This is a genomic window from Schauerella aestuarii (assembly GCF_009866805.1).
Lineage (GTDB): Bacteria > Pseudomonadota > Gammaproteobacteria > Burkholderiales > Burkholderiaceae_B > Schauerella > Schauerella aestuarii.
On record NZ_SIZW01000043.1, the window covers coordinates 861,751 to 884,823 of the forward strand.

General features: G+C 63.7%; 25 protein-coding genes. 3 read left to right on the top strand and 22 right to left on the bottom strand.

All coding sequences use genetic code 11. The features are described from left to right. Positions 1-97: 97 nt before the first annotated feature. Complete coding sequence (locus EYW45_RS23145) at positions 98-1,183, bottom strand: TadE/TadG family type IV pilus assembly protein (RefSeq protein ID WP_328703681.1); 1,086 nt, start codon at positions 1,181-1,183, stop codon at positions 98-100. Here EYW45_RS23145 and EYW45_RS23150 point away from each other — a divergent pair. Continuing rightward, positions 1,182-1,349 carry a hypothetical protein gene (locus EYW45_RS23150; protein WP_161137789.1) on the top strand — a complete coding sequence of 56 codons (168 nt, stop codon included), beginning with the start codon at positions 1,182-1,184 and terminating at the stop codon, positions 1,347-1,349. The two genes, EYW45_RS23145 and EYW45_RS23150, sit on opposite strands and share 2 nt — an antisense overlap. A gap of 57 nt (positions 1,350-1,406) precedes the next feature. On the opposite strand, the gene EYW45_RS23155 is transcribed toward EYW45_RS23150, so the two are convergent. The 5 genes from EYW45_RS23155 to EYW45_RS23175 form a co-directional block, all read right to left on the bottom strand. Continuing rightward, positions 1,407-1,940, bottom strand: a complete 534-nt coding sequence (locus tag EYW45_RS23155; protein WP_161138049.1) for a shikimate kinase — start codon at positions 1,938-1,940, stop codon at positions 1,407-1,409. A gap of 98 nt (positions 1,941-2,038) precedes the next feature. Beyond that, entirely contained in the window at positions 2,039-2,521 is a 483-nt protein-coding gene (locus EYW45_RS23160; RefSeq protein WP_161137790.1) for a VOC family protein, read from the bottom strand. Between the two features lie 163 nt (positions 2,522-2,684). Then, entirely contained in the window at positions 2,685-3,851 is a 1,167-nt protein-coding gene (locus tag EYW45_RS23165; RefSeq protein ID WP_161137791.1) for an FUSC family protein, read from the bottom strand. 145 nt (positions 3,852-3,996) lie between these two features. Further along, positions 3,997-4,611, bottom strand: coding sequence for an ABC transporter ATP-binding protein (locus tag EYW45_RS23170; protein ID WP_161138050.1), 615 nt, complete (start codon positions 4,609-4,611; stop codon positions 3,997-3,999). A 51-nt stretch (positions 4,612-4,662) separates the two neighbouring features. Next, the gene (locus EYW45_RS23175; protein ID WP_161137792.1) at positions 4,663-5,013 is read right to left on the bottom strand and encodes a winged helix-turn-helix transcriptional regulator; all 351 of its coding nucleotides are present in this window, start codon (positions 5,011-5,013) and stop codon (positions 4,663-4,665) included. 86 nt (positions 5,014-5,099) lie between these two features. Between EYW45_RS23175 and EYW45_RS23180 the strand changes: the two genes are divergently transcribed. Continuing rightward, entirely contained in the window at positions 5,100-5,426 is a 327-nt protein-coding gene (locus EYW45_RS23180; RefSeq protein WP_161137793.1) for a nuclear transport factor 2 family protein, read from the top strand. Positions 5,427-5,442: 16 nt separating this feature from the next. Here the strand turns inward: EYW45_RS23180 and EYW45_RS23185 are convergent, their stop codons facing one another. The 16 genes from EYW45_RS23185 to EYW45_RS23260 form a co-directional block, all read right to left on the bottom strand. Beyond that, positions 5,443-5,838, bottom strand: coding sequence for a VOC family protein (locus tag EYW45_RS23185; protein ID WP_161137794.1), 396 nt, complete (start codon positions 5,836-5,838; stop codon positions 5,443-5,445). A gap of 27 nt (positions 5,839-5,865) precedes the next feature. After that, positions 5,866-6,213 (bottom strand): hypothetical protein, encoded by a 348-nt coding sequence (locus EYW45_RS23190; protein WP_161137795.1) that lies wholly within the window; start codon positions 6,211-6,213, stop codon positions 5,866-5,868. A gap of 33 nt (positions 6,214-6,246) precedes the next feature. Then, a complete protein-coding gene (gene hslO, locus EYW45_RS23195) occupies positions 6,247-7,191 on the bottom strand; it encodes an Hsp33 family molecular chaperone HslO (RefSeq protein ID WP_161137796.1) in 945 nt (314 codons plus the stop codon). A 69-nt stretch (positions 7,192-7,260) separates the two neighbouring features. Beyond that, positions 7,261-7,782, bottom strand: a complete 522-nt coding sequence (locus tag EYW45_RS23200) for a gamma carbonic anhydrase family protein (RefSeq protein ID WP_161137797.1) — start codon at positions 7,780-7,782, stop codon at positions 7,261-7,263. Between the two features lie 30 nt (positions 7,783-7,812). Next, on the bottom strand, positions 7,813-9,483 hold the full coding sequence (locus EYW45_RS23205; RefSeq protein ID WP_161137798.1) for an acyl-CoA synthetase: 1,671 nt from the start codon (positions 9,481-9,483) through the stop codon (positions 7,813-7,815). A gap of 149 nt (positions 9,484-9,632) precedes the next feature. Continuing rightward, complete coding sequence (locus EYW45_RS23210) at positions 9,633-10,430, bottom strand: UDP-2,3-diacylglucosamine diphosphatase (RefSeq protein WP_202444870.1); 798 nt, start codon at positions 10,428-10,430, stop codon at positions 9,633-9,635. Positions 10,431-10,579: 149 nt separating this feature from the next. Next, on the bottom strand, positions 10,580-11,125 hold the full coding sequence (locus EYW45_RS23215; RefSeq protein WP_161137799.1) for an RDD family protein: 546 nt from the start codon (positions 11,123-11,125) through the stop codon (positions 10,580-10,582). A gap of 199 nt (positions 11,126-11,324) precedes the next feature. Continuing rightward, entirely contained in the window at positions 11,325-12,974 is a 1,650-nt protein-coding gene (locus EYW45_RS23220) for a THUMP domain-containing protein (protein WP_407924953.1), read from the bottom strand. A 192-nt stretch (positions 12,975-13,166) separates the two neighbouring features. Further along, positions 13,167-13,589, bottom strand: a complete 423-nt coding sequence (locus tag EYW45_RS23225; protein ID WP_161138052.1) for a CopD family protein — start codon at positions 13,587-13,589, stop codon at positions 13,167-13,169. 59 nt (positions 13,590-13,648) lie between these two features. Beyond that, a complete protein-coding gene (locus EYW45_RS23230; protein ID WP_407924949.1) occupies positions 13,649-14,917 on the bottom strand; it encodes a glutamate-5-semialdehyde dehydrogenase in 1,269 nt (422 codons plus the stop codon). A 168-nt stretch (positions 14,918-15,085) separates the two neighbouring features. Continuing rightward, positions 15,086-16,156: a DNA polymerase III subunit delta gene (gene holA, locus EYW45_RS23235; RefSeq protein ID WP_161137802.1), complete on the bottom strand. Its 1,071-nt coding sequence runs from the start codon at positions 16,154-16,156 to the stop codon at positions 15,086-15,088. Between the two features lie 13 nt (positions 16,157-16,169). Further along, complete coding sequence (locus EYW45_RS23240) at positions 16,170-16,838, bottom strand: LPS-assembly lipoprotein LptE (protein ID WP_161137803.1); 669 nt, start codon at positions 16,836-16,838, stop codon at positions 16,170-16,172. 11 nt (positions 16,839-16,849) lie between these two features. Further along, positions 16,850-19,507 carry a leucine--tRNA ligase gene (leuS, locus tag EYW45_RS23245; RefSeq protein WP_161137804.1) on the bottom strand — a complete coding sequence of 886 codons (2,658 nt, stop codon included), beginning with the start codon at positions 19,505-19,507 and terminating at the stop codon, positions 16,850-16,852. A gap of 90 nt (positions 19,508-19,597) precedes the next feature. Further along, complete coding sequence (locus EYW45_RS23250) at positions 19,598-20,803, bottom strand: MFS transporter (protein WP_235939190.1); 1,206 nt, start codon at positions 20,801-20,803, stop codon at positions 19,598-19,600. Further along, positions 20,800-22,065, bottom strand: a complete 1,266-nt coding sequence (locus EYW45_RS23255; protein ID WP_161137805.1) for an MFS transporter — start codon at positions 22,063-22,065, stop codon at positions 20,800-20,802. Before EYW45_RS23255 ends, EYW45_RS23250 begins: the two co-directional genes overlap by 4 nt. Continuing rightward, positions 22,062-22,574: a MarR family winged helix-turn-helix transcriptional regulator gene (locus EYW45_RS23260; RefSeq protein ID WP_161137806.1), complete on the bottom strand. Its 513-nt coding sequence runs from the start codon at positions 22,572-22,574 to the stop codon at positions 22,062-22,064. The genes EYW45_RS23255 and EYW45_RS23260 overlap by 4 nt, the downstream gene beginning before the upstream one ends. 273 nt (positions 22,575-22,847) lie before the next feature. Here EYW45_RS23260 and EYW45_RS24370 point away from each other — a divergent pair, with 273 nt between their 5' ends. Further along, on the top strand, positions 22,848-23,063 hold the full coding sequence (locus EYW45_RS24370) for a hypothetical protein (protein ID WP_202444871.1): 216 nt from the start codon (positions 22,848-22,850) through the stop codon (positions 23,061-23,063). Positions 23,064-23,073 lie beyond the last annotated feature (10 nt).

The following is a 23,073-nucleotide window of genomic DNA, read 5'->3' on the forward strand; positions in this document are numbered from 1 at the left end:
CCTTCGTATAAAACTTTATACAGAATTGGCTGCGGCGTCATTGTTTAAGTAGTAGGTCAACCGGCCACCGCTGCGCACCCAGCGCTGCGGTGGGTGTTCAACGATCGCAGCAAATCACTGTGCCGCAGGCAGGATCTGACGGGCTGTCCCCCTCAGTGCCGGCACCGGATGGATCGTCTCCTGCGCCAGGTGGGGGATCTGTTGTCGGTACATCGGGTTCGGTGATGGGCCGCCACGCATCGGGCCCCTCCGATCCATGGCCTGCGGGCGGTGTTGGGCCGGCGCCTGGATGCGTAATCGACGGCGTTCCCCACTGCCATGTGGGCGGCGTGGCGCTTGTGGGTGGCACCATTGGGGAGGATGACGCGCGCGTATGGACGACGCGCGCCATGGCGTGATTGACGGTGGTCCACTGCACGGGGTGGGAGTGCATCTCGAGTGCAATATCGCGTCGAATCGGGATGAATCCTTGCGCAATCGCCTGCGTGCCGAAGGCATCGCTCGACGCACCCAGCATCTGCACGAGGGCACGCACGCCTGGGACGATCGGCGCATGTAGATAGGTCAACCGCAGCTTGAGTGTGGTGGCGTCGAAAATGGTGTCGCCGCTTGCCGCACGCCGACTTTTCGATCTTGCGTGTTGCTCGGCCAGATAGTCCGTGTTGATGATCTTGCGGCTGCCTGCAACGGCCAGCTTGAGCGCTGAATCGGCAAAGCGGGCGAAGTGGTCGTCGTTTGGCGCATCGATCTGCACTCGATAGGGCGCTTGCGCAAGCTGCGCCTCGATTGTTGCGAAGCGGGTCCGTTGGCGGTGAGCGCTGTCGTGATGGCTGCCGCTGGCGGCAAACCAAGGCCGCAGCGCGTGCTCAAAAGCGGATTGCAGCGCATCAGGGTGGCCATGCTGCGTGCTGGCTGCACGTGCGGCCTCCAGGAGTGCCATGCCCGCCATCATGCGCGCGGCTTGCCACCGCGCCACTTCGATAATGGCCGCGCCTGCAAGCAGTATCGGGATCGCCACGATCGCGAATTCGATGAGCGCCTGGCCCGTTTGACGCGCTCGCCATGAGGCCGGCGGGCAAGAACCCGGCGACACCCTCAGTGACAGCGACACGTGCAGACCACGGGGCGCCCCCCAGTGCAAACGGTGATTGGGCGATACGGGAGAACGATCCGGCAACGACATGAGCGGACGACGCAGCAACGGCAAAAATGAACGCTGTGGCGACGGCACGAGTGATGGCTGTGGCAACGGCACGAGTGGACGCCGCGGCAATGGCATGAGCAACGAGATCGGAAGGGCAGACGGCGACATGCAGGCCAGTCTGGCTGCCCCGGCCACGCACCGCTAGTGCGAGTTATACGTAGTGCGCATGTCGTGCGCCGAACTTTCGCCGTAAACGGATGGCTCAGGCTGGCGCGCGCATCTGCTTTGCAATGAACGCCTTCGCTTGCGACGGCCGGTTCAGTTCCGTCCATTCAAGATGCCCATAAGCAGGATCTCGGCGAAGCGCAGCGTACTTGTGCTGGTTTTTCTCGAAGGTCGAGTATGACCACCAAAGAATCGAGTCTCTGGAAAAAAATGCCGTGAGCAGGGATTCGCGATTGCCGTGCGAGAGTTTCGATCGTGTCACGCCTCGGCGCAGCGTGCGCCGCAGCACACGCATGAACACGACTCGCCGGCTGTAGTTGAGCCACACCACATGGGTGGCGCGCGGCCAGAGCGCGTCGCGCACGGCACTGTAGTTGCCGTCGGCAACCCAACGTTCGCCTATCGTGGCCGCGCGCACGGCCGTTTCAAAGTCGGCATGCGGAACGGGTGTCCATTGCGGGCCCCAATAATGCTCGTCCAGTTCAACAAAGCGGCACTGCAACGCGGCTGCCAATGCCTGCCCAAACGTCGACTTGCCGGCACCGCTCGTACCGACCACCAAAAAACGCATGTCTTCCTCATCAAACTTGAATGGCATGCGGCCTTCCGACAACGCGATGACGCGTGGGCGGCGGCGAGCCCAGTCCAAACCACGTCGCGCGAGCGTCTTCACTCACCCCGACGGGCGGCTTCGATCGCAGCAATGTCGATTTTAGTCATGCCCATCATCGCTGCAAATGCGCGTTTGGCCGCAGCGACGTCCGGATCGGTAATCGCATCCGTCAGCGCCTTTGGCGTGATTTGCCAAGACAATCCCCACTTATCCTTGCACCACCCGCATGCACTGGGTTGGCCGCCATTATCGATGATGGCGTTCCACAAGCGATCCGTTTCGGCCTGATCCTCGGTCGCGATCTGAAAGGAGAAGGCTTCGCTGTGCCTGAACATCGGCCCGCCGTTCAAGCCAAGGCAGGGGATGCCCACCACGGTGAATTCAACCGTGATGACATCGCCTTGTTTGCCGGCGGGGTAATCCCCTGGCGCACGATGGACGGCCACTACTCCGCTGTCGGGAAACGTGCGGGCGTAAAACTCGGCGGCGTCTTGGGCGGCGCCGTCATACCAAAGGCAGATCGTGTTTCTTTGGACCATGGTGATGCTCCAGAAATGAAGGAAAACAGATATAAAGACATGCCGACAGACAGGTGGGCAAAGCAATCAAGCATACTGCTGTCTCGTTCGAGTCGCGCCGATCGAAAAAGCGCTGATTGGGATGCCGTTAGGTGAGAGCCGGCGCGGCCTGATGCCCTGGTTTCTATCTCGCCGATATGCGAAAGGCCGATGGCCCATGCAGCCGGCTCGTTGCGAGCACAACCGCTGTGATCACGACGATCCCGGCAAGTATTCCCGATAGCCGCATCAGCGCAGGAACGGGGTCGGCTGACCACTGATGATCTTGCACGAACACCATGATGAACGCGATCGTGAATTGCCGGCCGACATAGCTCGCACCTTCTTGACCGGTTTGCACATGGCACCCTATCCACACGCCGAAAGATAGCGCGAGCATACACAGCACAACCTGCCCTTGCATCAAGGGCAGCAACGCGATGCCCAGAGCGCCGGCCAGCAAGCATCCGAGCAGACGATGCATCATCTTTTCTGTGATCGGTCGTCGCATGTCGTGTGCGGGCGCACCCGCGGGCAGTATCAGCACCGCGATCGCCGTGACCATGGCTTGTGCAAACCCTGGCAGATTCAGGGAGTAGGTGAGCGTGGCAAGGATCGCGACGGCAAGTGCGCTCTGCACACTGAGCAATACGCGACCGGGCTGCATGGCGTTTGAAGACGGCTTGTCCGGCATGGCGGGCGTGCCGACGTCATGATCCGCGTGAGCAGGCGCAGGTACCGCTGGCCGTGCACGCGCACGTGCATACCAACGCGGTCCGAAATGAAACGCGCTTGTCACGATCACGCACGACACTGTGCCGACGGCTACCTCGGCCACTCGCAGCGCGGCGAATATCGCGGTGGATCTGACGGAGAGAAGAAGATGCGCTTCATATGTCACCAGTAATGCGGTCACGCCGCCGAGCACCCATGCGTAAGGGGCGCGAGAGCCATTGCCGTAGTACACGGCCACACCGCCTATCCCGGCGAGGACGGGAACGAACAGCCAGGGCCGATCTCCAAGCGAAGACCCCGCAACGATCCCCAATACGGCGCCGCTCAGCGTGCCCAGCATCCGGTGCGCAGCACGCTGCACGGAACCGGTGAAACTCGTTTGCATGACGGCGAAACCGCTGATGGCGGCCCACCAGGTGTTCGACAGATGCAGTGCATGTGCGGCGCCAACGGCAAGTGCGACGGACAGCACCGTTTCGACGCCGAAGGTCGCTCGGTCCCTGGAGGGCCGCCACGCCGCTAGTTCGCGGCCAAGCGATGCGACTGCAGCGCGGCAGATCTGATTGTGCTCGCCCATGAAACTCATCGCGACCTCGGCGGTTGCTCGATCGTTATGTCGGGAACTTTGGCGCGCCTACACATCGATGTATCGAGCAGACGATAGATAGCGATTCACAGGTGCCGCCTGCATCAAACCGCAAGGCATATCCGCCGCAGGTGACTCAGCGCGATTCGGCCAGGTTGAGTACCTTAGCTTCGCATGCTTCAACCAGTTCTGCATCGTGACTCGCAAAAAAAACGACGCGATCCTGCGCCCAGGTCTTGAACAGGTCGGCGAGCACGGCGCGCGCTGGTGCATCGAGCCCGTTGCTCGCGCCGTCCGCGATGACGACGGCAGGCTCGCCCAAGGCCGCAGCCGTCAGATACACCTTGCGGCGCGTCCCCGTGGACATTTGTTCAAAGCGCTTGTCCAGATGCGGTTCCAAGCCCAGTCGGTGCGCGATAGCCATGACGGCATCGTCAAGGGCGACGTTTCTTTCCGACGCGATCTGTTCAAGCAGTCCCCGTCCGGTTTGCGTGGGAAACACCATGCAGTTGTCAGGCACATAAGCCAGGCGCGTCTTGGCGAGCTGCGGCGTCTGAACGATTGAATGGCCATCGATCCATACGTCGCCGGTATCCGGCGCGATAACGCCCGCGACAATACTCAGCAAGGTGGATTTGCCGGTGCTTTCTTCTTCGCATAGCGCCAGGCATCCAGCATGGAACTCATGTGTGAGCCCCTGGAATACAACGTGATCGCCATAGCGTTTGGTGAGATTGTCGATGCGCAGCATGCCGGAAGTGTACGCATCAATGCGGCGCATGGGTAGCGTAAGGCTAGCGGCTTAGTCGGCATCGCCGGCGCTGGCGGGATAGTGCTCGGCCCATTCCAGCATGCTATCGAGAACGGGACACAGTTGTTGCCCCCACGGTGTCAGCCGGTAGTCCACGTGCGGCGGGACGTCACCGGAAACGGTACGAACAACGATGCCATCGCGTTCGAAGCTGCGCAGTTGCTGGGCAAGCATTTTTTGGGTGATGCCGCTTACTCGCCGTTCGAGATCCGAGAAGCGCTGGACCTGACCATCGAAGAGATGAAACAGAATCAGGAGCTTCCATTTGCCTCGCAGAAGCTTGAAAACGGCCTCTACATCTCTGGCGGCTATATCGGCCGTATAGATTTTTCTTACGCTCAAGGGGCACTCACTTTTTTGTGCGTTCTTGTGGGTTCGATCGGGCTATCGGATCATAGCGTCATCGAAAATCTTCAAGGAGAACGCAAATGACGCCGACGCTGCCCGCCGTGGTTCAAGCCTACATCGACAGTGAAGCCGACCCGGACGTTGATCGCCTGGAGGCGTTTTTCGCAGCTGATGCGGTCGTCAAGGACGAGGGTAAAACGATTGAGGGCATCGCTGCCATCAAGCAGTGGAAGCAAGCGGCCAGGCAGAAATATCGATACACCGTCGAGCCGCTGGCGTGCCGGGAAAGTGACGGTCAGGTCGTCATGTCGGCCAGGTTGGCCGGTAATTTTCCGGGTAGCCCAGCAGTCGTGGATTACACGTTTCAACTGCAAGGCAAAAAGATTCGGACGTTGCAGATTGGGTGACCTGCGATCCGCGTCGTCATCCCTTGGGAGCGGTCGGCACATTCTGACCGATCATCAAGCGATGGCCGTCTGGCGTGGCGACCAGGAACTCGCGCATGCCGTGGGGACGATCCATGGGCGGTTGGAGAATGATGGCACCGCGGCCGACAAACTCGTCGTGAAGCGTGTCGGCATCGTCCACATGCAGATAGCCGAAATAGCTGTGATCGCCGATGTCTGCCGGCGCGAGCGCATCTGGGCAATGGCCCAACATGATGCGCACGGCGCCCCGGGAAACGAGTTGCCAGCCCGAACCTTCCGGCCACGCCAGTCGGAAGCCGAGCGCATCACGGAAATAAGCTGCGCTGCGTTCGAGATCGGGTACGGCGAGCACGAATGAAAAAGCGCGCAGGTCGGTATTGGATTCAGACATGTCGCAGGGATTGAGGTCGCGGTTTCATTACGGCAAGCGCACTTGCCGGATCCAATATGGCCCGAGATACCCTGCGACGATGCCCACGATCGCAGCCAGGGCGTAGCCTTCGAAGGCGGCACCAAGCAGGGCTGCGACCGATATGCAACCCAGCACCGTAAAGCTCATTTGCCAGAGGATGGGACGGCGAAACAGGCCGGGCTCGATTTCCGGCGCGGCCACGGCACCGAAGAGGACGCCGACGGCTGCCAGCAGCACGATGCTGATCGGCGAGTAACCCACGGAAATGCCGCCGAGCAGCACGAAAGCGGCCGCGAAACCGGCCACGATCGCGAGGATTGTCTTGTATCCTGCCATGGCCGGTCGATGCTTCATTGATCGTGTTGCCGATGCGCGTCGCATTGACGATCAATGCATCGTTGGCGGGTTCTGCGACGACAAGCTGGGCTTGTCGATGAACAGCTCCGCGCAGTCGACGGCATCGAAGTGGTACGGCTTGCCACAGAAGTCGCAGGCCACGTCGACCTTGCCCTGTTCTTCCAGGATGTCCTCGACTTCGTCGCGGCCCAGCATGCGCAGCATCTCAGCCACGCGCTCGCGCGTGCAGGGGCAATGCCACTGCACGGTTTGCGGGTCGAAGGCGACGAGCGTTTCTTCCCAGAAGAGGCGATGCATCAGCGTATCGGTGTCGAGTTCAAGCAGTTCTTCGCGCTTGATCGTGGACGCCAGGTGCACGGTGCGACGCCAGGTTTCGGCGGCCGCTTCGACGGCTTCTTCTTCGCTGATGCCGGCGCGCGCCGCACTGCCGCCGTTATCGGGCAGGCGCTGCACGAGCATGCCGGCGGCGTGATCGCCGTCAGCGCTGAGCCACATGCGGGTATCGAGCTGTTCCGACGCTTTCATATAGTGCTCGAGCACGTCGGCGACGGTGTCGCCTTCGATCGGCACGATGCCTTGATAGGCTTGCTGGCCGGTATGGCGGCTTTGCGGATCGAGCACCACGATGAAGCGGCCTTTGCCGCCCGGGTTGACGAGGCTCTGCAGAGAGCCGGTATCTGGCACCACATATTCTTCGCGCAGCTTGACGGTTGCGCGCAGGCTGAGATCGGCGCGGCATTCGACGACCAGCAGTGCAATCGGGCCGTCGCCTTGCATCTGCAAGACGAGGGCGCCTTCGAATTTGAGATTGGCGGCCAGCAACGTGGCGGCGGCGACCAGTTCGCCCAGCAGCTTGGTGATGGCGGGCGGATACTGGTGATTGACCTGCGCGGCGCGCCAGGTGTCGTGCAGACGAACGGCCTGCACGCGCACGGTGCGGTCTTCCAGCAGGTATTTTTTGAGATGATCGGTCATGCTGGAATGTTAGCCGATCCGCGTCTGGATGCCATGAAAAGCCCCAATGGCCGCGTGCCCACCGACGCGTCAGCCGACCCGCTTGAGCGCCGTCTTGTAGTGCAGGCCGCGTTCCACGTAATGACGGGTATTGCCGTGCATATTGGCAATCTCGTCGGCACTGAGTTCGCGCACGATTTTGCCGATGCCGATCACCAGGACGTTATCGGGGATCTCACGGCCTTCCGGAATGATGGCGCCGGCGCCCACCAGCACGTTCTTGCCGATCACGGCGCCATTGAGCACAATCGCCTGCATGCCGATCAGGCTGCCGGCACCGATGGTACAGCCGTGCAACATGGCTTGATGGCCCACCGTCACGTTCGGCCCGATGGACATGGGCTGGCCCGCGTCGACGTGCAGGACGCTGGACTCCTGGATATTGGTGCCTTCCTGGATCACGATGGTGTCGTTGTCGGCTCGGATCGAGACGTGCGACCAAATGCTGACGCCGGCTTCCAGCCGTACTCGGCCGATGAGATCGGCGCTGTCGGCGATATAGGCACTTGCGTCGACAATCGGCGCTTCGCCGTCCAGTTCGTACAAAGGCATACCAAACACTCCAGTGTTATCGGGCGGTCATTACGACGACAAGGTGGCTGCCTGGGCGCGATCCCACTCTTGCTGGCGCAGGATGTTGCGCTGGATCTTGCCCGTGGCCGTCATCGGCAGGGTATCGACGAATTCGATTTCCTTGGGGTATTGATAGGTCGCGAGCCGCTCGCGCACATAATTTTGCAGATCGGCGCTGATGGTTTCGCTGGATTGCATTGCCGCGTCATGCGTGAGCACGACGTAGGCTTTGACAAGGGCGCCTCGCTCGGCGTCGGGCTTGGGCACCACCGCGGCATTGGCGACCGCCGGATGGCCGATCAGACAGTTCTCGATTTCGCTTGGACCGATGCGGTAGCCGGAGGATTTGAACATGTCGTCGGCACGGCCGGCATACCAGTAATAGCCGTCTTCATCCACCTTGGCCAGATCGCCCGTGCGACACCAGTCGCCCGAAAACTTGTCGCGCGTAGCGGCCTCGTTGCGCCAGTAACCCAGAAACATGATCGGATCGGGGTAGCCGTGAATGTCGTAGCGGTTGAGCGCGATTTCTCCGATCGTGCCGGCCGGCACGGGGTTGCCTTCGGCATCGACGACGGCAACCTGATGGCCGGGATAGGGGCGACCGATGCTGCCCGGGCGCGCGGGCCAGCGGCCATCGCTGTTGCCGACCAGGTAGTTCATTTCGGTTTGACCGAACATCTCGTTGGGGACGACGCCCAGGGCATCGCGACACCAGTCGAATACCGGCTCGCCCACGGCTTCGCCCGCGCTCATGATGGCGCGCAGGGCCAACGCGTAATAGTCGCGTGGCTTGGGCACCGTTTTCATCATGAGCTTGAGGGCAGTCGGAAAGAGAAACGTGTTCGTGACCTGGTAGCGCTCCATCAGCTCGAAGGCGCGTTCCGGCGAGAACCGGCCGCTGGTGCCCACGATGGGATGCCCGAAGTACAGCGTGGGCAGCAGCGCGTCCATCAGCCCGCCTGTCCATGCCCAATCGGCGGGCGACCAGAACACGTCGCCGGTCTTGGGAAACCAATCTTGCGAGGCCACGAATCCCGGCAAGTTACCGATCAAGGCAGCATGCGGGAGCATCGCGCCTTTAGGCGTACCGGTGGTACCCGACGTATAGAGCAGGATGGCGGGATCGAGTGCGCGCGTAGGCAGCGGTTTGAATTCGGTGGGTTGCCGGGCGAGCAGGCTGCGCCAAGGCAGCACGCGCTCGTCGGCAAAGCCGATGCCGACGATCTGCTGCAAGGCAGGGATGCGCTCGGCGACCGCAATGACCTGAGCGCTGGAGGATTCGTCGACAATGGCCACACGGGCTTCGGCGTCGCGCAGGCGCGACTCGAGCGCATCCGGGCCAAACAACGACGATAGCGGCAGCAATACCGCCCCCACGCTGAAGATCGCCATCTGGGCGACCACGGTTTCGGGACGCTGGCCGAGTACGACTGCAACCCGGTCGCCGCGCTGCACACCCATGCGCAGCAGTCCGTTGGCCAGTTGATTGGTCGCCTCTGTCAGTCGCGCGTATGTCCAAACCTCGCGTTGCCCCTGTTCATCTTCGTAGAAGATGGCGATGCGACGCGCATCGGCGGTGCTTTCGCCCCAGCGGTGGCAACATGCCTGGGCAATGTTGAACTGCGTCGGAACGAGCCAGCTGAAGGTTTGATAGAGCGCTTGATATTGGTCGTTCATGGCCCTTTGCAGCAGAGAAAGCAGGTTTACGACACTACGCACCCGCGAGCAGGGCCGTCGTCGCCATGTGCAAGCATGACGGAGAGGGACGTGAACTGCAATATTTGTGTGCGTGTCGGCCGAAACCCTTAGGGTTTGTACGGATGCCTCTAGCGGCGCAGGGTTGAAGGCAACGCCGGCATCGCCAAGGGGCGGGTGGCGTCCCGCGATGAGGGCAAGCGCCGCGCCTGCGGCTGACCATATTGGAGGCTCAGGCGGCCTTCGTGATCCTCTGTAATGGCCGACAGGCTGTGCACCCAATCGCCATCGTTGCCGTAGATCAGCCCGTCCACCGTCTCGAGTGCGGGGGCGTGGGCATGACCGCAAATCAGACCGTCGAGCATGCGGCGGCGCACTTCATTGAGGCCGACGTGTTGCACCTGGCGCAGATATCCCGCGCGGCCGCGCTGATGGCCATCTTCCCGGTCATCGTTGGCCCGTTCCGCGGTCTCGGGATTGCGCCGCTCATCGCGCCACCGCTGCACGGTGTGATAGATCCCCGCCAGACGAGTGGTCCAGCGGCTGTCGAACTGGTCGCCGTGGGTGACGAGCAGCCGTCGCCCGCATGCCATGCGGTGAATGGCCTCTTCGACGATATCGATGTCGCCGAACGAAACGCCCGCCCAATCACGCACGAACGGGTCACGGCGGCCAGGGATGAGGATGACCCGGGTGCCATTGCGGGCGCGGCGCAGGATGCGCTGAACCACATCGTTGTGCGCCCGGGGCCAATGGCCGAAACGTTTCAAGTGCCACGCATCCACGATGTCGCCCACGAGATAGAGGGTGTCGGCATCGTGGCGATCGAGGAAGTCGAGCAGACTCTCGGCCGAGCAGGCCGCGCTGCCCAGATGCAGATCGGAGATCCACAGCGTGCGCCAGTGCGTGGGGTCGATCTCCGTCACCATGCCGTTCTTGCCCTTGAGAGTGCGTGTGACGACTATCTCAAAGCACGGGCGTTACATTGTCATGACAGTCTTGTGACGCGTCGATGACCGGGGTCGCGCTACCGGCGGCGCCGGGGGGCGCCTCCTGTGCGCGATCGCCCAAGGTGTCGCTAGGGCGCCACGGGATCGGCAGTGCCCGCGCTGGTCACCTTCCTGCCGGGTTGTACATCGACAAGCCGGGTACCCAGCAGCCGATCGTGCAGGAACTGGCCGTCGCGATCGATCCAGGTCCAGGCAAATGCGGCAAAGGGCGCGATCACGATGAGCATGTCGGTCGAGCTGAATCCGGTCGCGCGCGAAGCCAGCCATACCAGACCGGCAGCGGCCAGAATCATGGGCCAGACGAGAATGTAGCGCAGGATGAGGCGGCCGAGCGTGGGCGGTTGACCGTCGCGATCGACAAGTTTGATGTTCCAGGTCTTCATCGGCAGCGTCTGGCCCCGCCGACGCCAGCACAGGATGAAATACACGCCGAGCGCCAGGAAGAGCCACGCCTGACGACCATGCCGGTACATCAGCGCATGCTTGCTCTGGGTGAGCGTATCGAAAAGATAGGCGGCCAGAAAAATCACGCCGAACAACAGCACGCCTTCATACATCATGCAGGCGAAGCGGCGGAATCGGCTGGGCGTTTTGGTCGGAAGCGTGACGGTCATGGGGCCGTATTATCACGCATCCCCGGCAAATGGGGCTGATGGGGCGCCGGGCGCATTTGATTTGGCCAAAAAAAACCCGCCTTCAAGAGGCGGGCTTAAAAGGGGCGGTAAAGCCCCCAAGGGGAAAATCGGTACTGAAGTTTCAATTCTAGGGTTATCCCTAGGTTTGTGCAAGCACGTCTCCAGGGATACCGCCAACTTAAGTGTTACGAAAATCTCCGCTCTTGATATCGAAGCCGAACAGGCGGCAATCGAGGCCGCCGTTGAAGAGCGGCGTGCGGCGGGCAGCTTTCAGTCGCAGGGCTTGTGGAAAGCTCATGTCGCTCGAAATGGCGTGCAACTGCCACCCATCGAAGTTGCGCTTCAGGCAACTGGCCCATTCGGGAAGCAGCGTGTCGTCTTCCAACGGCAAGCGATCGCCGTAAGGCGGATTGGTGACGATCCAGCCACTGGGGGCCGGTGCTTCGATATGACGCGCATCGCCCACCTCGAAACGGATGGCCTCGTCGGCAAGCCACGCGCGCTCCATATTGTTGCGGGCGAATTCGATGACCTGAGGATCGATGTCGTAGCCGATAAGCGGCGTTTCGAGGTGCGATTGGATCCGCGACTCGGCCTCGTCCTTGACGGCTTGCCACTTGGCGGCATCATGGCCGCGCAGGCGCTCGAAGCCCAACGGGCGTGCGATACCCGGCGGAATGCCGAGCGCGATCCAGGCCGCCTCGATCAGGATCGTGCCGCTGCCGCAGAACGGGTCGAGCAGGGGTGCAGAAGGATCCCAGCCCGCGAGGGCCAGCATGCCGGCGGCGAGGTTTTCGCGCAGCGGCGCTTCGCCCTTGTCCAGGCGCCAGCCGCGCTTGAAGAGGGACTCGCCCGAGGTGTCCAGATAGAGCGTGGCAGTATCGGCCGTGAGGAAGAGGTGCACACGCGCATCCGGGCGCACGGTGTCGATACTGGGGCGCTCGCCTTCCAGTTCGCGCAGGCGGTCGCAGATGCCGTCCTTGGCGCGCAGATTGCAGTACTGCAAGCTCTGCATCGGGCTGCGAATGGCGGAGGTGTCCACGCGCAAGGTGTGCTCGGCACCGAACCAGCGCTCCCAGGGCGTGGCGCGCGCCAGCTCGAGAATGTCGTCTTCGGTGCTGATCGGCGCTTGCGCGACGCGCACCAGGATGCGAGTGGCCAACCGGGAATACAGATTGGCGCGCTGCACGCCTTCCCAGTCCGCGCTGAACTGGCAGCCGGCGCGGCCCGGGGTGGCATCCTCGAAGCCCAAGGCCTGCATTTCTGCTGCCAACGCGTCTTCCAGACCTTGCGGGCACGACGCGAAAATACCGAAGCGCTCGACCTCCGGCACCTGGACGGCAAACCGCGAGGCGGCGTTGGCCGACAGATCGCGGTCGTCGTTGGGCACGCTGGCGTTGCGCGAACGCGGGCGCTCGTCGCTGGAACGCTCATTTTCACGCGCGGGGCGGTCGCGGCCCTCGGCACGATTGGAACGATCGACGTCATTTGGACGGCCGCCGCGATCGTAGCGGTCAGCGCCGCGGTCGGAGGCGCCGCGTTGGGGGCTGCTGCGGCCGGCGCTGCCACGGTCTGCACTGCTACGGTCACTGGCGCTGCGCTCGGGACGGTCGCCACGGGGACCGGCAGCACGGCCGTCGGGGCGTTCGAAGCGCGATCCGCCATCGGGACGCGGCGAGCGGGCGGGCCGATCGCTGCGCGCGTCGTCACGGCCGAAGCGCGATTCGCGCGGTGGGGGTGCCGGGCGGTGCACGACGGCAGGTTTGGCGGGCTCGTCGCCGGCGTTTTCGCCCGCCGCCGGTTTGGGCGGCAATTCGGTGGCCGCCATGCGCTGCGTTTGCTGGCGGCTGCGCTCGGTTTGCGCGACCAGGCGCGCGCGGGCGCCGCTGCGCGTGCGCTTGGGCGCATCCGCAGGGGCGTCGGTGGCGGGGTCGCGTTTGGCCGTCAGCGTTTTGCGCGGCGAATCGGAATCATCAGTAGTCATGTGCGGGAAAGCAAAAAGTCATCAGACAGAAGGTCATCAAAACGGTTTGACGACGACGAGCGCAACGATGACGAACAGCAGCACGACGGGAACTTCGTTAAACCAACGATAAAACGTATGCGAACGGGTATTGCGATCGCCTTCGAACTTGCGCAGCATGATCCAGCAGGCATGGTGATAGCCGATGGCCAGCACCACGAACAACAATTTGGCATGCATCCAGCCGTTGCCGGGGCCCATGCCGATGCCGTAGCCCATGAACAGCCACACACCGAAAACGATGGCGGGTACTGCCAGAATAGTCGTAAACCGGAACAAGCGGCGGGCCATGCCGATCAAACAGGTTCGCGTTGCCGCATCGGTGGTTTGCGCCAGGTTGACGTAGATGCGCGGCAAATAAAACAAGCCTGCAAACCAGGAAGCGATAAATACGATGTGCAGCGTCTTGATCCAAAGCATGGTCATGGCGGGGGTTCCGATACGGTCGCTAAAGCGGCATTGTATCGTTCGCCGTCAGGCTACCCCCGCGTCTGGCCTTCGCCGTTGAGCACCCATTTGTAGGTGGTCAAGCCATCCAGGCCCACGGGGCCGCGCGCATGCAGGCGGTTGGTCGAGATGCCGATCTCCGCGCCCAGCCCGTATTCGTAGCCGTCGGCGAAGCAGGTGGGCAGGTTGACCAATACCGAACTCGAGTCCACTTCGCGCTGAAAGCGGGTGGCTGCATCGCTATCCTGCGTGACGATCGCATCCGTGTGCCCCGAGCCCCAGCGGGCAATGTGAGCGATGGCCTCGTCCATATCATCCACCACGCGAATGGCCAGTATCGGACCGAGGTATTCGGTGGCCCAATCTTCATCGGTGGCCGGGGTGGCTTGCGGCACGCGTGCGCACGTGCGTGCACAACCGCGCAACGCTACGCCATGGTCGATGAAGGCTTGGGCGAGCTTCGGCAGCACAGTATCGGCCTGCGACGCATGCACGAGCAGGGTTTCCATCGATCCGCACACGCCATAGCGATACGTTTTGGCATTGAACGCGATGCTGTGCGCGCGGTCGGCGTCGGCAGCCCGGTCGATGTAGACGTGGCAATTGCCATCGAGGTGCTTGATCAACGGCACCCGGGCGTCGCGTGCGAGGCGCTCGATCAGGCTCTTGCCCCCGCGCGGCACGATCACGTCCACATGCTCGGTCATGGTGATCAACGCGCCCACGGCGGCCCGATCGGGTGTGTCGATGACTTGCACGGCGGTGGACGGAAGGCCCGCATGTTCCAGGCCGGCGCGGATGATCTCGCCCAGCGCCAGATTGGCGTGCAGGGCCTCGCTGCCGCCGCGCAGGATGGCGGCGTTGCCGGACTTCAGGCAAAGCGACGCGGCATCGATCGTCACATTGGGCCGCGATTCGTAAATGATGCCGATCACGCCCAGCGGCACACGCATTTGGGCCACGCGCATGCCATTGGGCCGCAACGTGCTTTCACTGATGCGGCCCACGGGATCGGGCATGGCGGCGATCTGGCGCAGGCCCGCCGCCATGTGGTCGATGCCGCGATCGGTGAGGGTCAGGCGGTCGAGCAGGGCCGGTGCGAGATCGTTCGCGCGGGCGGCGGCCAGGTCGCGCTCATTGGCGGCGCGCACGGTGTCGCGTTGCGCCAGCAGCGCATCGGCCATGGCCAGCAAGGCGCGCGATTTGTCCGCGTCGGACGTGCGCATCAGCACACGGGAAGCGGCACGGGCAGATTCGCCCATGCGGTGCAGCTTGTCTTCAATGGAAAGAGAGGACGTCATGATCATGTATCTGGCAATGAATATTCAGGGGGTGCCTGGAGCCGTCTGGCTATCGGCGCGGCTGCCACGGCGATCGAGTGGGGGACGACGGATCAGCGGGCGAGGGCAGACGTGCTATCCGTACCTGCGGCCCCGACACGTCGCGCGGCCTTGGCTTGAGCGTGGGCGTTACGGTCGAGGTCGAGGGCGCGGCGCGCCTGCCGCCGCGACGCGCAGGGCAAGCCGCGTCATTTCTTCCCAAGGATCGCTCAGCCGTCCGGGCACTTGAATGCCCTTGATCAAGCGGTCGACGTCGTGTGCGTGCTGCACGGCCGCCGGCCAGGCACGCGCCGCCACGCGACCCAAGGCCTGCTGCGCCAGACGTTCGTGTGCACCGAAGATGCGCATGCGGCGCATCACCGCATTCATGTCCTGGCCGCTGGCGCGCGCGTCGGCCACACGGGCGAGGATGCGGATTTCTTCGCCGACTGCCCATAGCACCAGCGGGAGCGCTTCGCCTTCGGCCCGCAAGCCGTCGAGCATGCGGACCGTGCGCGCCACATCGCCTGCCAGCATGGCATCGCGCAAGCCGAATACGTCGTAGCGCGCCACGTCGAGCACGGCGCGTTCGATGTCTTCGGCCGCCAGCGCGCCCTCGGGATACAACAATCCCAGCTTCTGGATTTCCTGGTGGGCCGCCAGCAGGTTGCCCTCGACCTTGTCGGCAATCCATTGCAACGTGGCGGGGTCGGCCTGCTGCTTCTGGCGGGCCAGCCGCGCGCCGATCCAGGCGGGCAGACGCGTGCGTTCGATCGTGCCCACATCCACCGAGACGGCTGCGCGCGCAAGCGCCGTGGCCCATTTGCTGTCGCGCGTGGTTTTATCCAGGCGCGGCAACGTGATGACGACGAGCGTATCGGGATTCGTCTGGCCGCCTTGTTTGGCAGCCAGCCCCGCCAGCGTTTCACCCCCCACCTTGCCCGGCTTGCCGGTGGGCAACTTGATTTCGACCAAGGTGCGGTCGCCGAAGAGGGACACGCTTTGCGTGGCCGCCGCGACGGCGCTCCAGTCGCTGCGTGCATCCATGACCAGCGTGTTGCGATCGGTGTAGCCTGCCGCGCGCGCGGCGGCGCGCATGGCGTCGAGCGCTTCGGTGACGAGCAGCGGTTCGTCGCCACTGATGACGTACAGCGGCGCGAGCGTGCCGCCTGAACGGCGGAGTTGCTCGACGAAGCGGTCGGCATCGAGCGGCGGCGTCATGCGCACATCCGCATCAATAGCGGTCCATGGGCGACACGCGTTGTTGTTCCCACACAGGTGGGCGCGTCTGCGGCAGCGTGACCGACGGGTCGATCACGGGCACGTCGGCGCTGATGGGGCGCCCGGCCGCCACGGCCTGCGCGGCTTCGCGCACTTCGGGGGAGGTGACACGGCGCACGATGCGATCGACCAGAATCTGCTGCATATTGCGGAACAGCACCGTGATTTCGCCTTCCTTGGCCTGCACGACCTGATCGTTGTAAGGCAGTTCACGCTGCACGGTAAGCAGCGTATCGGGCAGGAGCACATTGCCCTTGCCGTCGATCAACCGGAACGTGAACTGCAACGTGAGTTCGTACTGCTCGACGCGGCCCGCGGAGTTCAACGACACTTCGCGCAGGTTTTGCGTCTGCGACACCTGTTGCAGCTGTGCTTCGGCACCCTTCACCGTTTCGGTGATCGTGGTGTTGGGCGAGGCCGCGACCAGTTGGCGCCGCAAGCTGGCACCGAAGGGCGAATTGTCGGGCACGCCCACATACAGCGTGTTGAACGGCAACGGCGACGTGCCGCGCGGCGCGAAGCCGCAGGCGGCGAGCAACGCCAGCGCCGCCGAGGCGACAAGCCATCGGGGGCCACGCCCCAAAAGGGCTCGGGCGGCTCCGAAATGACGCGCAGAATTCATGCTAGACCTCATCAACCGACCACGTTAACCAGTTTGTTGGGCACCACGATAACCCGCTTCGGGGGACGGCCCTCGAGGTAGCGTTCGACGGCCTCGTGCCCGGCTGCCAATGCCTCGATCGCGCTGCGTTCCGCCGTGGCAGCCACGCGAATGGCACCGCGCAATTTGCCATTGACCTGCAGCATCAGCTCGACTTCGTCGGCGATGAGCGCCGCTTCGTCGACCTGCGGCCACGGCGCGTCGAGCAGCTCACCGTATTGATCGGCGTAACCGAGATCGCGCCACATGTGCCACGTGACGTGCGGCACGACCGGGTAGATCACGCGCAGCAGGATACCGAAGACTTCGGCACGCGCCGCGTCGCTCACCGCGCCTTCGGGCAGCACGGCGTTTTCGAAGGCGTTGAGCAGCTTCATGCTGGCCGACACCACGGTGTTGTACTGGATGCGCTGATAGTCGTAGTCGGCTTGCTTGAGCAGGCCATAGACCTCGCGGCGCAGATCCTTGACGGCCGACGGCGCATCCGCGAAATCGACCTTGGCTGCAAGGCCGCGCGCGAGCGATTCGCGGTTGGCATAGCCTTGCGACCACAGTCGGCGCAGGTAGCGGTTCGCGCCTTCCACGCCCGAATCGGACCACTCGAGCGTTTGCTCGGGCGGGCTGGCGAACATGACGAAAAGGCGTGCGGTATCGGCGCCCAACGTGTCGATCAGCGATTGCGGATCGACACCGTTGTTTTTCGATTTCGACATCGTGCCCACGCCACCGTAGGTGATGGGGGACTGGTCGGCGCGCAGGTGAGCGCCCGTGATCGCGCCTTTCTCGTCGTACTCGTTTTCGACTTCCTCGGGCCAGAAATACTCGATGCCGCCCTGGGCATTCTTGCGCGAGTAGATATGGTTGAGCACCATGCCCTGGCACAGCAGCTTGGTGAAGGGCTCGTCGAACTTGACCAGACCCATGTCGCGCATCACACGCGACCAGAAGCGCGAATACAGCAGATGCAGGACCGCATGCTCGATCCCGCCGATGTATTGATCCATCGGCATCCAGTAGTCGTTGCGGGCATCGACCATGGCTTGATCGTTGTCCGGCGACGTATAGCGCATGTAGTACCACGACGAATCGACGAAGGTATCCATCGTGTCGGTTTCGCGGCGTGCGGGCTTGCCGCAAGACGGGCACGTGCACGACAGGAAGGCCTCGTGCTTGGCCAGCGGATTGCCGCTGCCATCCGGAATCAGATCGTCAGGCAGGACCACCGGCAGATCGGCCTCGGGCACCGGCACCGCACCGCAATCTTCGCAGTGGATGATCGGGATGGGCGTGCCCCAGTAGCGTTGACGCGAGATGCCCCAGTCGCGCAAGCGCCACGTGGTTTGCTTTTCGCCCAAGCCTTGTGCGGCCAGCGCTTGCGAGACGGCATCCACGGCGGCTGTGTGCGACAGGCCATCGAACGGTGCGGAGTTGACGGTGACGCCGGTTTGCTTATCGCCGTACCAATCGTGCCAGGTCGTGTCGTCGTAGGTTTTGCCTTCGACGGCGACCACCTGCTTGATCGGCAGATCGTATTTGCGTGCGAACGCGAAGTCGCGCTCGTCGTGGGCCGGCACGCCCATCACGGCACCGTCGCCGTAGGTGATCAACACGTAGTTGCCGACCCACACGTCGATCAGGTTGCCGGTGACGGGGTGCTTCACCTGCAGGCCCGTGGGCATGCCTTCTTTCTCGCGCGTGGCCATTTCGGCTTCGGTCGTGCCGCCTTGACGGCACAGTTCGATGAAGGCGGCCAGTTCGGGATTGGTTTGAGCGGCGTGTGTGGCCAGGGGGTGCTCGGGCGCGACGGCGCAGAAGGTCACGCCCATGATGGTATCGGCCCGCGTCGTGAAGACGTACATGCGGCCATCCTGGATCAGCGCGCCCGACGCATCGCGGATCTCGTGGGGGAACGCGAAGCGAACACCGGCACTCTTGCCGATCCAGTTTTCCTGCATCAGGCGCACGCGCTCGGGCCAGCCGGGCAGGCCATCCTGCACGAAGCCCAGCAGCTCATCCGCGTAGTCGGTGATGCGCAGGTAGTAGCCGGGAATCTCGCGCTTTTCGACCGGTGCGCCCGAACGCCAGCCGCGGCCGTCGATCACCTGCTCGTTGGCGAGCACCGTCTGGTCGACCGGATCCCAGTTCACGACCTGCGTCTTGCGGTACGCGATGCCCTTGTCGAGCATCTTCAGGAACAGCCACTGGTTCCATTTGTAGTACTTGGGATCGCAGGCGCACATTTCGCGCGACCAATCGATCGCCAGGCCCATCGCCTTCATCTGGCCCTTCATATAGGCGATGTTGTCGTAGGTCCACTTTGCAGGCGGCACCTTGGACTTGATGGCGGCGTTTTCGGCCGGCATCCCGAACGCGTCCCAGCCCATGGGCATCAACACGTTGAATCCCCGCATGCGGAGCTGACGCGCCATCATGTCGTTGATGGTGTAGTTGCGCACGTGGCCCATGTGCAGCTTGCCGCTGGGGTAGGGCAGCATGGAGCAGGCGTAGAACTTCGGCTTTTCCGAACCGTCGGCCGCCAGGGCGTGTTCGGTGACGCGATAGACATCGCGAGTCTGCCAATCTTCACGGGCAAAGGATTCGACGGTAAGGGGACTGTAGCGTTCCTGCATGGGACTCTTGGGACGAAAGGGCGGTTGGCGCCGGCAGCACGCCAGCGTCAAAACCGTCGATTATAAGAGTTGCGCGCCCCCTGTGCCTGCTTACTGGATACGAGCGTGGCGCGAACCGATGGCGTAGGCCAATGTGGCCGCCGATAATGCGACGCCGATCGTGGTCACGCCGTGCCAGCCCCAATGGGCGAACGCGGCTGCCGAAGCCAGCGAACCGGCCGCACCGCCGATGAAGTAGGCCGTCATGTAGCCGGAGGTCAACCGGCTGCGGGCTTCGGGACGCAACCGGTAGATCGCGCTTTGATTGGTGATATGCACGCCCTGAACGGCTAGATCGAGAATCAGGATGCCCGCGATGAGCGCGACGATCGCGTGCTCGGCGGCAAACAGCACGCCCCAGGACGCCACGAGCAGCATCAACGCGGCGGCGGTGGACCGGTTGCCCCAGCCTCGATCCACGAAGACCCCGAAGCGGCCGGCGGCCACGGCGCCCATTGCACCTGCCAGGCCGAAGAGCCCGATCGTGCCATCGCTGAATCCATAAGCGGGGCCCGCGAGCAGAAAGGTCAGCGACGTCCACAGCATGCTGAACGAGGCGAATACGCTGGCGCCCAGAAGAGCTCGGGTGCGGAAATGCGGTTCTTCCACGAACAGCATGAACACCGACCCCACCAGCTTGGGATAGCTCAAGGTGCTGCGCTCGCGGTTGACCGGCAAGCGGCGCCACAGCAGGCCCGCCATGACCACAAGCAGTGCGGCGGCAACCCAGTACACCGTGCGCCAACTGCCGATCTCGGCCAGGCCGCCGGCCAGGGTGCGTCCCAGCAGGATGCCCAGCAACAGACCGCTCATGATCGTGCCGACGGTTTTGCCGCGTACCTCGGGCGCGGCCCACGTGGCGGCGAATGGCACCAGGATCTGGGCCACGACGGACACGAACCCGGTCATCCCGGTGCCCAGCAGCACCATGCTCAGACTGGTCGCGTTGGCCGTTACGAGCAGGCCTGCTGCCGATACCAGCGTCATGCCGCAGATCAGGGTGCGGCGCTCGAGCCGGTCGCCCAGGGGCACGAGCAACAGCAGGCCGGCAGCGTAGCTGAGTTGCGCCACCGTGACGATGGTGCCGGCAGCGGCGTTGGAGACGCCAAACGCCTGGCCGATGGTATGCAGCAGCGGCTGCGCGTAATAGTTGCTGGCCACGACCAGGCCCGTGGCCAAGGCCATCAGCGCGACCATGAAACGCGTGAGGGGCGGCAGGCCCGGCGGGGTGGACGGGGGCGTGGCTGAAGGGCTCATGTGGGACTGAATGCCGAGGCGGATGGGGAACTAGGCGCGGCAGCATGCTCGGGCACGGGTTCGAACCGGGCGATGCTGCGCGGCGAGAAGCGCACGGTGAGCGGAATGGCCGCGAGCAACGCCACGGCGATCACGCCCCAGGCGGCTGTGAACGTGCCCAACTCGTCGCGCAACAGGCCGGCGGCGAAGGGCATGCTGCCGGCGATGAGGTAGCCGATGCCCTGTACGAAGCCCGTCAGAACGCCTGCGCGCTCCGGGCGGCTGCTGTGATCCAGCGTCAGGATCAGCGTGAGCGGAAACAGTGCCCCCACGCCCAATCCCAGGCACGCCACGGCGGGCCAGGCGAGCGCATCGGGCGCGAAGATCAGCCCGGCAAAGCCCGTAACGCCCAGCCCCATGCAGACGATCAGCGGGCCGCGCCGGTCGGGAAAGCGCGCCGCTACAGTAGAGACCGTCAGCCCGGCAATCACTTCGAACACGGTCAATCCGGCGAGCAACGCGCCGGCGTCGAATGCGGACCACCCGCGTTCAAGATAGAAGGGCGCCAGCCAGGCAAGCAAAAGGGTGTAGCAGGCCGTCTCGATCCCGAAGACGCACGCCAGGGCCCAGGTGCGCAGACGGCGCGCGGGATGAGTGGGCGGTATGCCGGTGGGCGGGGTGCGCGTGCCGGGCGTAGTTGCGGATACCGAGGCCCGCGTGCGCGTTGCGGCAAACCAGGCCGCCAGCGCCAGCACGGCCGGTATGGCGCACGCGGCCAGTGCATATTGCCAGCCGATGGCGGGAAGCAGCGTGGGTGCCGTCATGGCCGCCAATGCGGCACCGCCCATGATGGCCGTCACGTAGAGTCCCATCACGCGTTCGGCACCGTGCGGAAACCGATACTTGATATAGCCGGGCATCAGCGTTTGCACCGCACCGATCCCGATGCCGGCGAGTGCTGCGGTAAGGAGCAAACCGGTGGTCGTGTCGAACCAGATTCGCAGCACACTGGCGATCAGGATCAAGGCCACGCCGATGGCGATGCCACGGCGCATGCCGATGGCGTAGAGCGCGGCACCGCCCAAGGCGAGCACGCCCATGGCGAGAATCGGCAGGCTGGTGGCCCAGCCTGCCGCCTGAAACGACAACCCCGTCGATGCGCGGATGGCATCGAGCAACGGTCCCACTGCGGCAAGCGCCGGTCGTAGACTCAGGCCGACCAGGATGATGGCGACCACCGCGAAGATCGCGGCAGGGGTACTGAGTGAGCGGTGGGAAGTCATGCAGTGATACCGCCTTTGGCGCGGCTGTCGTGATCGGTAAGGAGCGTTTTGAGCAGGTGGGCCAACTGAGCGTGCTGTGGACCATCCAGCGGTGCCGTCAGGCGCGCCAGCGCCGCCAGATAATCGTGCAGCACGGCATCGGTCTTGTCGCGCCCTGCATCGGTGAGCGTGACGAACAGGCTGCGCCGGTCGTCGGGATTGGGCTCACGCACGATCCAGCCGGCCGACGTCAGCCGGTCGAGGCGGTTCGTCATCGCACCTGAAGAGAGCAACAGGGCGTCGATGAGCCGCTGCGGGGTCAGGCGATACGGCGCGCCCGAGCGATACACCGTGGCCAGCACATCGAATTCGCCTTGGTTCAAGCCATGTTGCTTGAAGGTGGCGTCGACCTCGCGGGTGGCAACGACCGCCAGCCGAAACAGCCGGCTCACCACCGCCATATCGTCCACAGGGGTCTCGGGCAGGGCCGCGCGCCATTGGGCAAGCACAAAATCAACGTGATCCGACATCGGTCTATCTATCTCTACATAAAGAATCTTGATATCGAGATATTAGTGGATTGGCTCGGCGAAGTCGAATCGCCGTATCGGACCGGGCTGATGGTGAGGCTTGGGATTGGGCCGGCGGCGACGACGCCTGCAATTCGGGCCATCGAAACAACTGCGTACATCCTCGCCATGAGGGTTCATGCCGTCGTCATCCCGGAGGTCTAGTTTGTGATGTGACGACTTCGGTTGTCTCGCTTGAACGATCTCAGCTAAACGATCTCAGGAGTATCAACGATGCAGTGGTTTCATCGGCGAGCCGTCCCGCTCGCTTTCATCGCCGTGTTGAGCATGGGCCTGACCGCCTGTGGCGGCGATGACGACAACGACGCCCCGCCAGCGCCGCCTGCCGTGCCCGGCAACCCAGGCACACCGGTCGATCCGCCCACGACGCCGGGCGATCCCACACCGCCGCCCACGCCCCCGGAGCGCCAACTGCAATGCGCGCCATGATCGCCGCGCG

Bases quoted from the DNA above. Each gene is read 5' to 3' on its own strand.
- EYW45_RS23150 (WP_161137789.1), top strand. From the start codon at position 1,182: ATGAGCGGACGACGCAGCAACGGCAAAAATGAACGCTGTGGCGACGGC.
- EYW45_RS23145 (WP_328703681.1), bottom strand. From the start codon at position 1,183: ATGTCGTTGCCGGATCGTTCTCCCGTATCGCCCAATCACCGTTTGCAC.
- EYW45_RS23155 (WP_161138049.1), bottom strand. From the start codon at position 1,940: ATGCGTTTTTTGGTGGTCGGTACGAGCGGTGCCGGCAAGTCGACGTTT.
- EYW45_RS23160 (WP_161137790.1), bottom strand. From the start codon at position 2,521: ATGGTCCAAAGAAACACGATCTGCCTTTGGTATGACGGCGCCGCCCAA.
- EYW45_RS23165 (WP_161137791.1), bottom strand. From the start codon at position 3,851: ATGGGCGAGCACAATCAGATCTGCCGCGCTGCAGTCGCATCGCTTGGC.
- EYW45_RS23170 (WP_161138050.1), bottom strand. From the start codon at position 4,611: ATGCTGCGCATCGACAATCTCACCAAACGCTATGGCGATCACGTTGTA.
- EYW45_RS23180 (WP_161137793.1), top strand. From the start codon at position 5,100: ATGACGCCGACGCTGCCCGCCGTGGTTCAAGCCTACATCGACAGTGAA.
- EYW45_RS23185 (WP_161137794.1), bottom strand. From the start codon at position 5,838: ATGTCTGAATCCAATACCGACCTGCGCGCTTTTTCATTCGTGCTCGCC.
- EYW45_RS23190 (WP_161137795.1), bottom strand. From the start codon at position 6,213: ATGAAGCATCGACCGGCCATGGCAGGATACAAGACAATCCTCGCGATC.
- hslO (WP_161137796.1), bottom strand. From the start codon at position 7,191: ATGACCGATCATCTCAAAAAATACCTGCTGGAAGACCGCACCGTGCGC.
- EYW45_RS23200 (WP_161137797.1), bottom strand. From the start codon at position 7,782: ATGCCTTTGTACGAACTGGACGGCGAAGCGCCGATTGTCGACGCAAGT.
- EYW45_RS23205 (WP_161137798.1), bottom strand. From the start codon at position 9,483: ATGAACGACCAATATCAAGCGCTCTATCAAACCTTCAGCTGGCTCGTT.
- EYW45_RS23210 (WP_202444870.1), bottom strand. From the start codon at position 10,430: ATGGTGACGGAGATCGACCCCACGCACTGGCGCACGCTGTGGATCTCC.
- EYW45_RS23215 (WP_161137799.1), bottom strand. From the start codon at position 11,125: ATGACCGTCACGCTTCCGACCAAAACGCCCAGCCGATTCCGCCGCTTC.
- EYW45_RS23220 (WP_407924953.1), bottom strand. From the start codon at position 12,974: ATGGCGGCCACCGAATTGCCGCCCAAACCGGCGGCGGGCGAAAACGCC.
- EYW45_RS23225 (WP_161138052.1), bottom strand. From the start codon at position 13,589: ATGCTTTGGATCAAGACGCTGCACATCGTATTTATCGCTTCCTGGTTT.
- EYW45_RS23230 (WP_407924949.1), bottom strand. From the start codon at position 14,917: ATGACGTCCTCTCTTTCCATTGAAGACAAGCTGCACCGCATGGGCGAA.
- holA (WP_161137802.1), bottom strand. From the start codon at position 16,156: ATGACGCCGCCGCTCGATGCCGACCGCTTCGTCGAGCAACTCCGCCGT.
- EYW45_RS23240 (WP_161137803.1), bottom strand. From the start codon at position 16,838: ATGAATTCTGCGCGTCATTTCGGAGCCGCCCGAGCCCTTTTGGGGCGT.
- leuS (WP_161137804.1), bottom strand. From the start codon at position 19,507: ATGCAGGAACGCTACAGTCCCCTTACCGTCGAATCCTTTGCCCGTGAA.
- EYW45_RS23250 (WP_235939190.1), bottom strand. From the start codon at position 20,803: ATGAGCCCTTCAGCCACGCCCCCGTCCACCCCGCCGGGCCTGCCGCCC.
- EYW45_RS23255 (WP_161137805.1), bottom strand. From the start codon at position 22,065: ATGACTTCCCACCGCTCACTCAGTACCCCTGCCGCGATCTTCGCGGTG.
- EYW45_RS23260 (WP_161137806.1), bottom strand. From the start codon at position 22,574: ATGTCGGATCACGTTGATTTTGTGCTTGCCCAATGGCGCGCGGCCCTG.
- EYW45_RS24370 (WP_202444871.1), top strand. From the start codon at position 22,848: ATGCAGTGGTTTCATCGGCGAGCCGTCCCGCTCGCTTTCATCGCCGTG.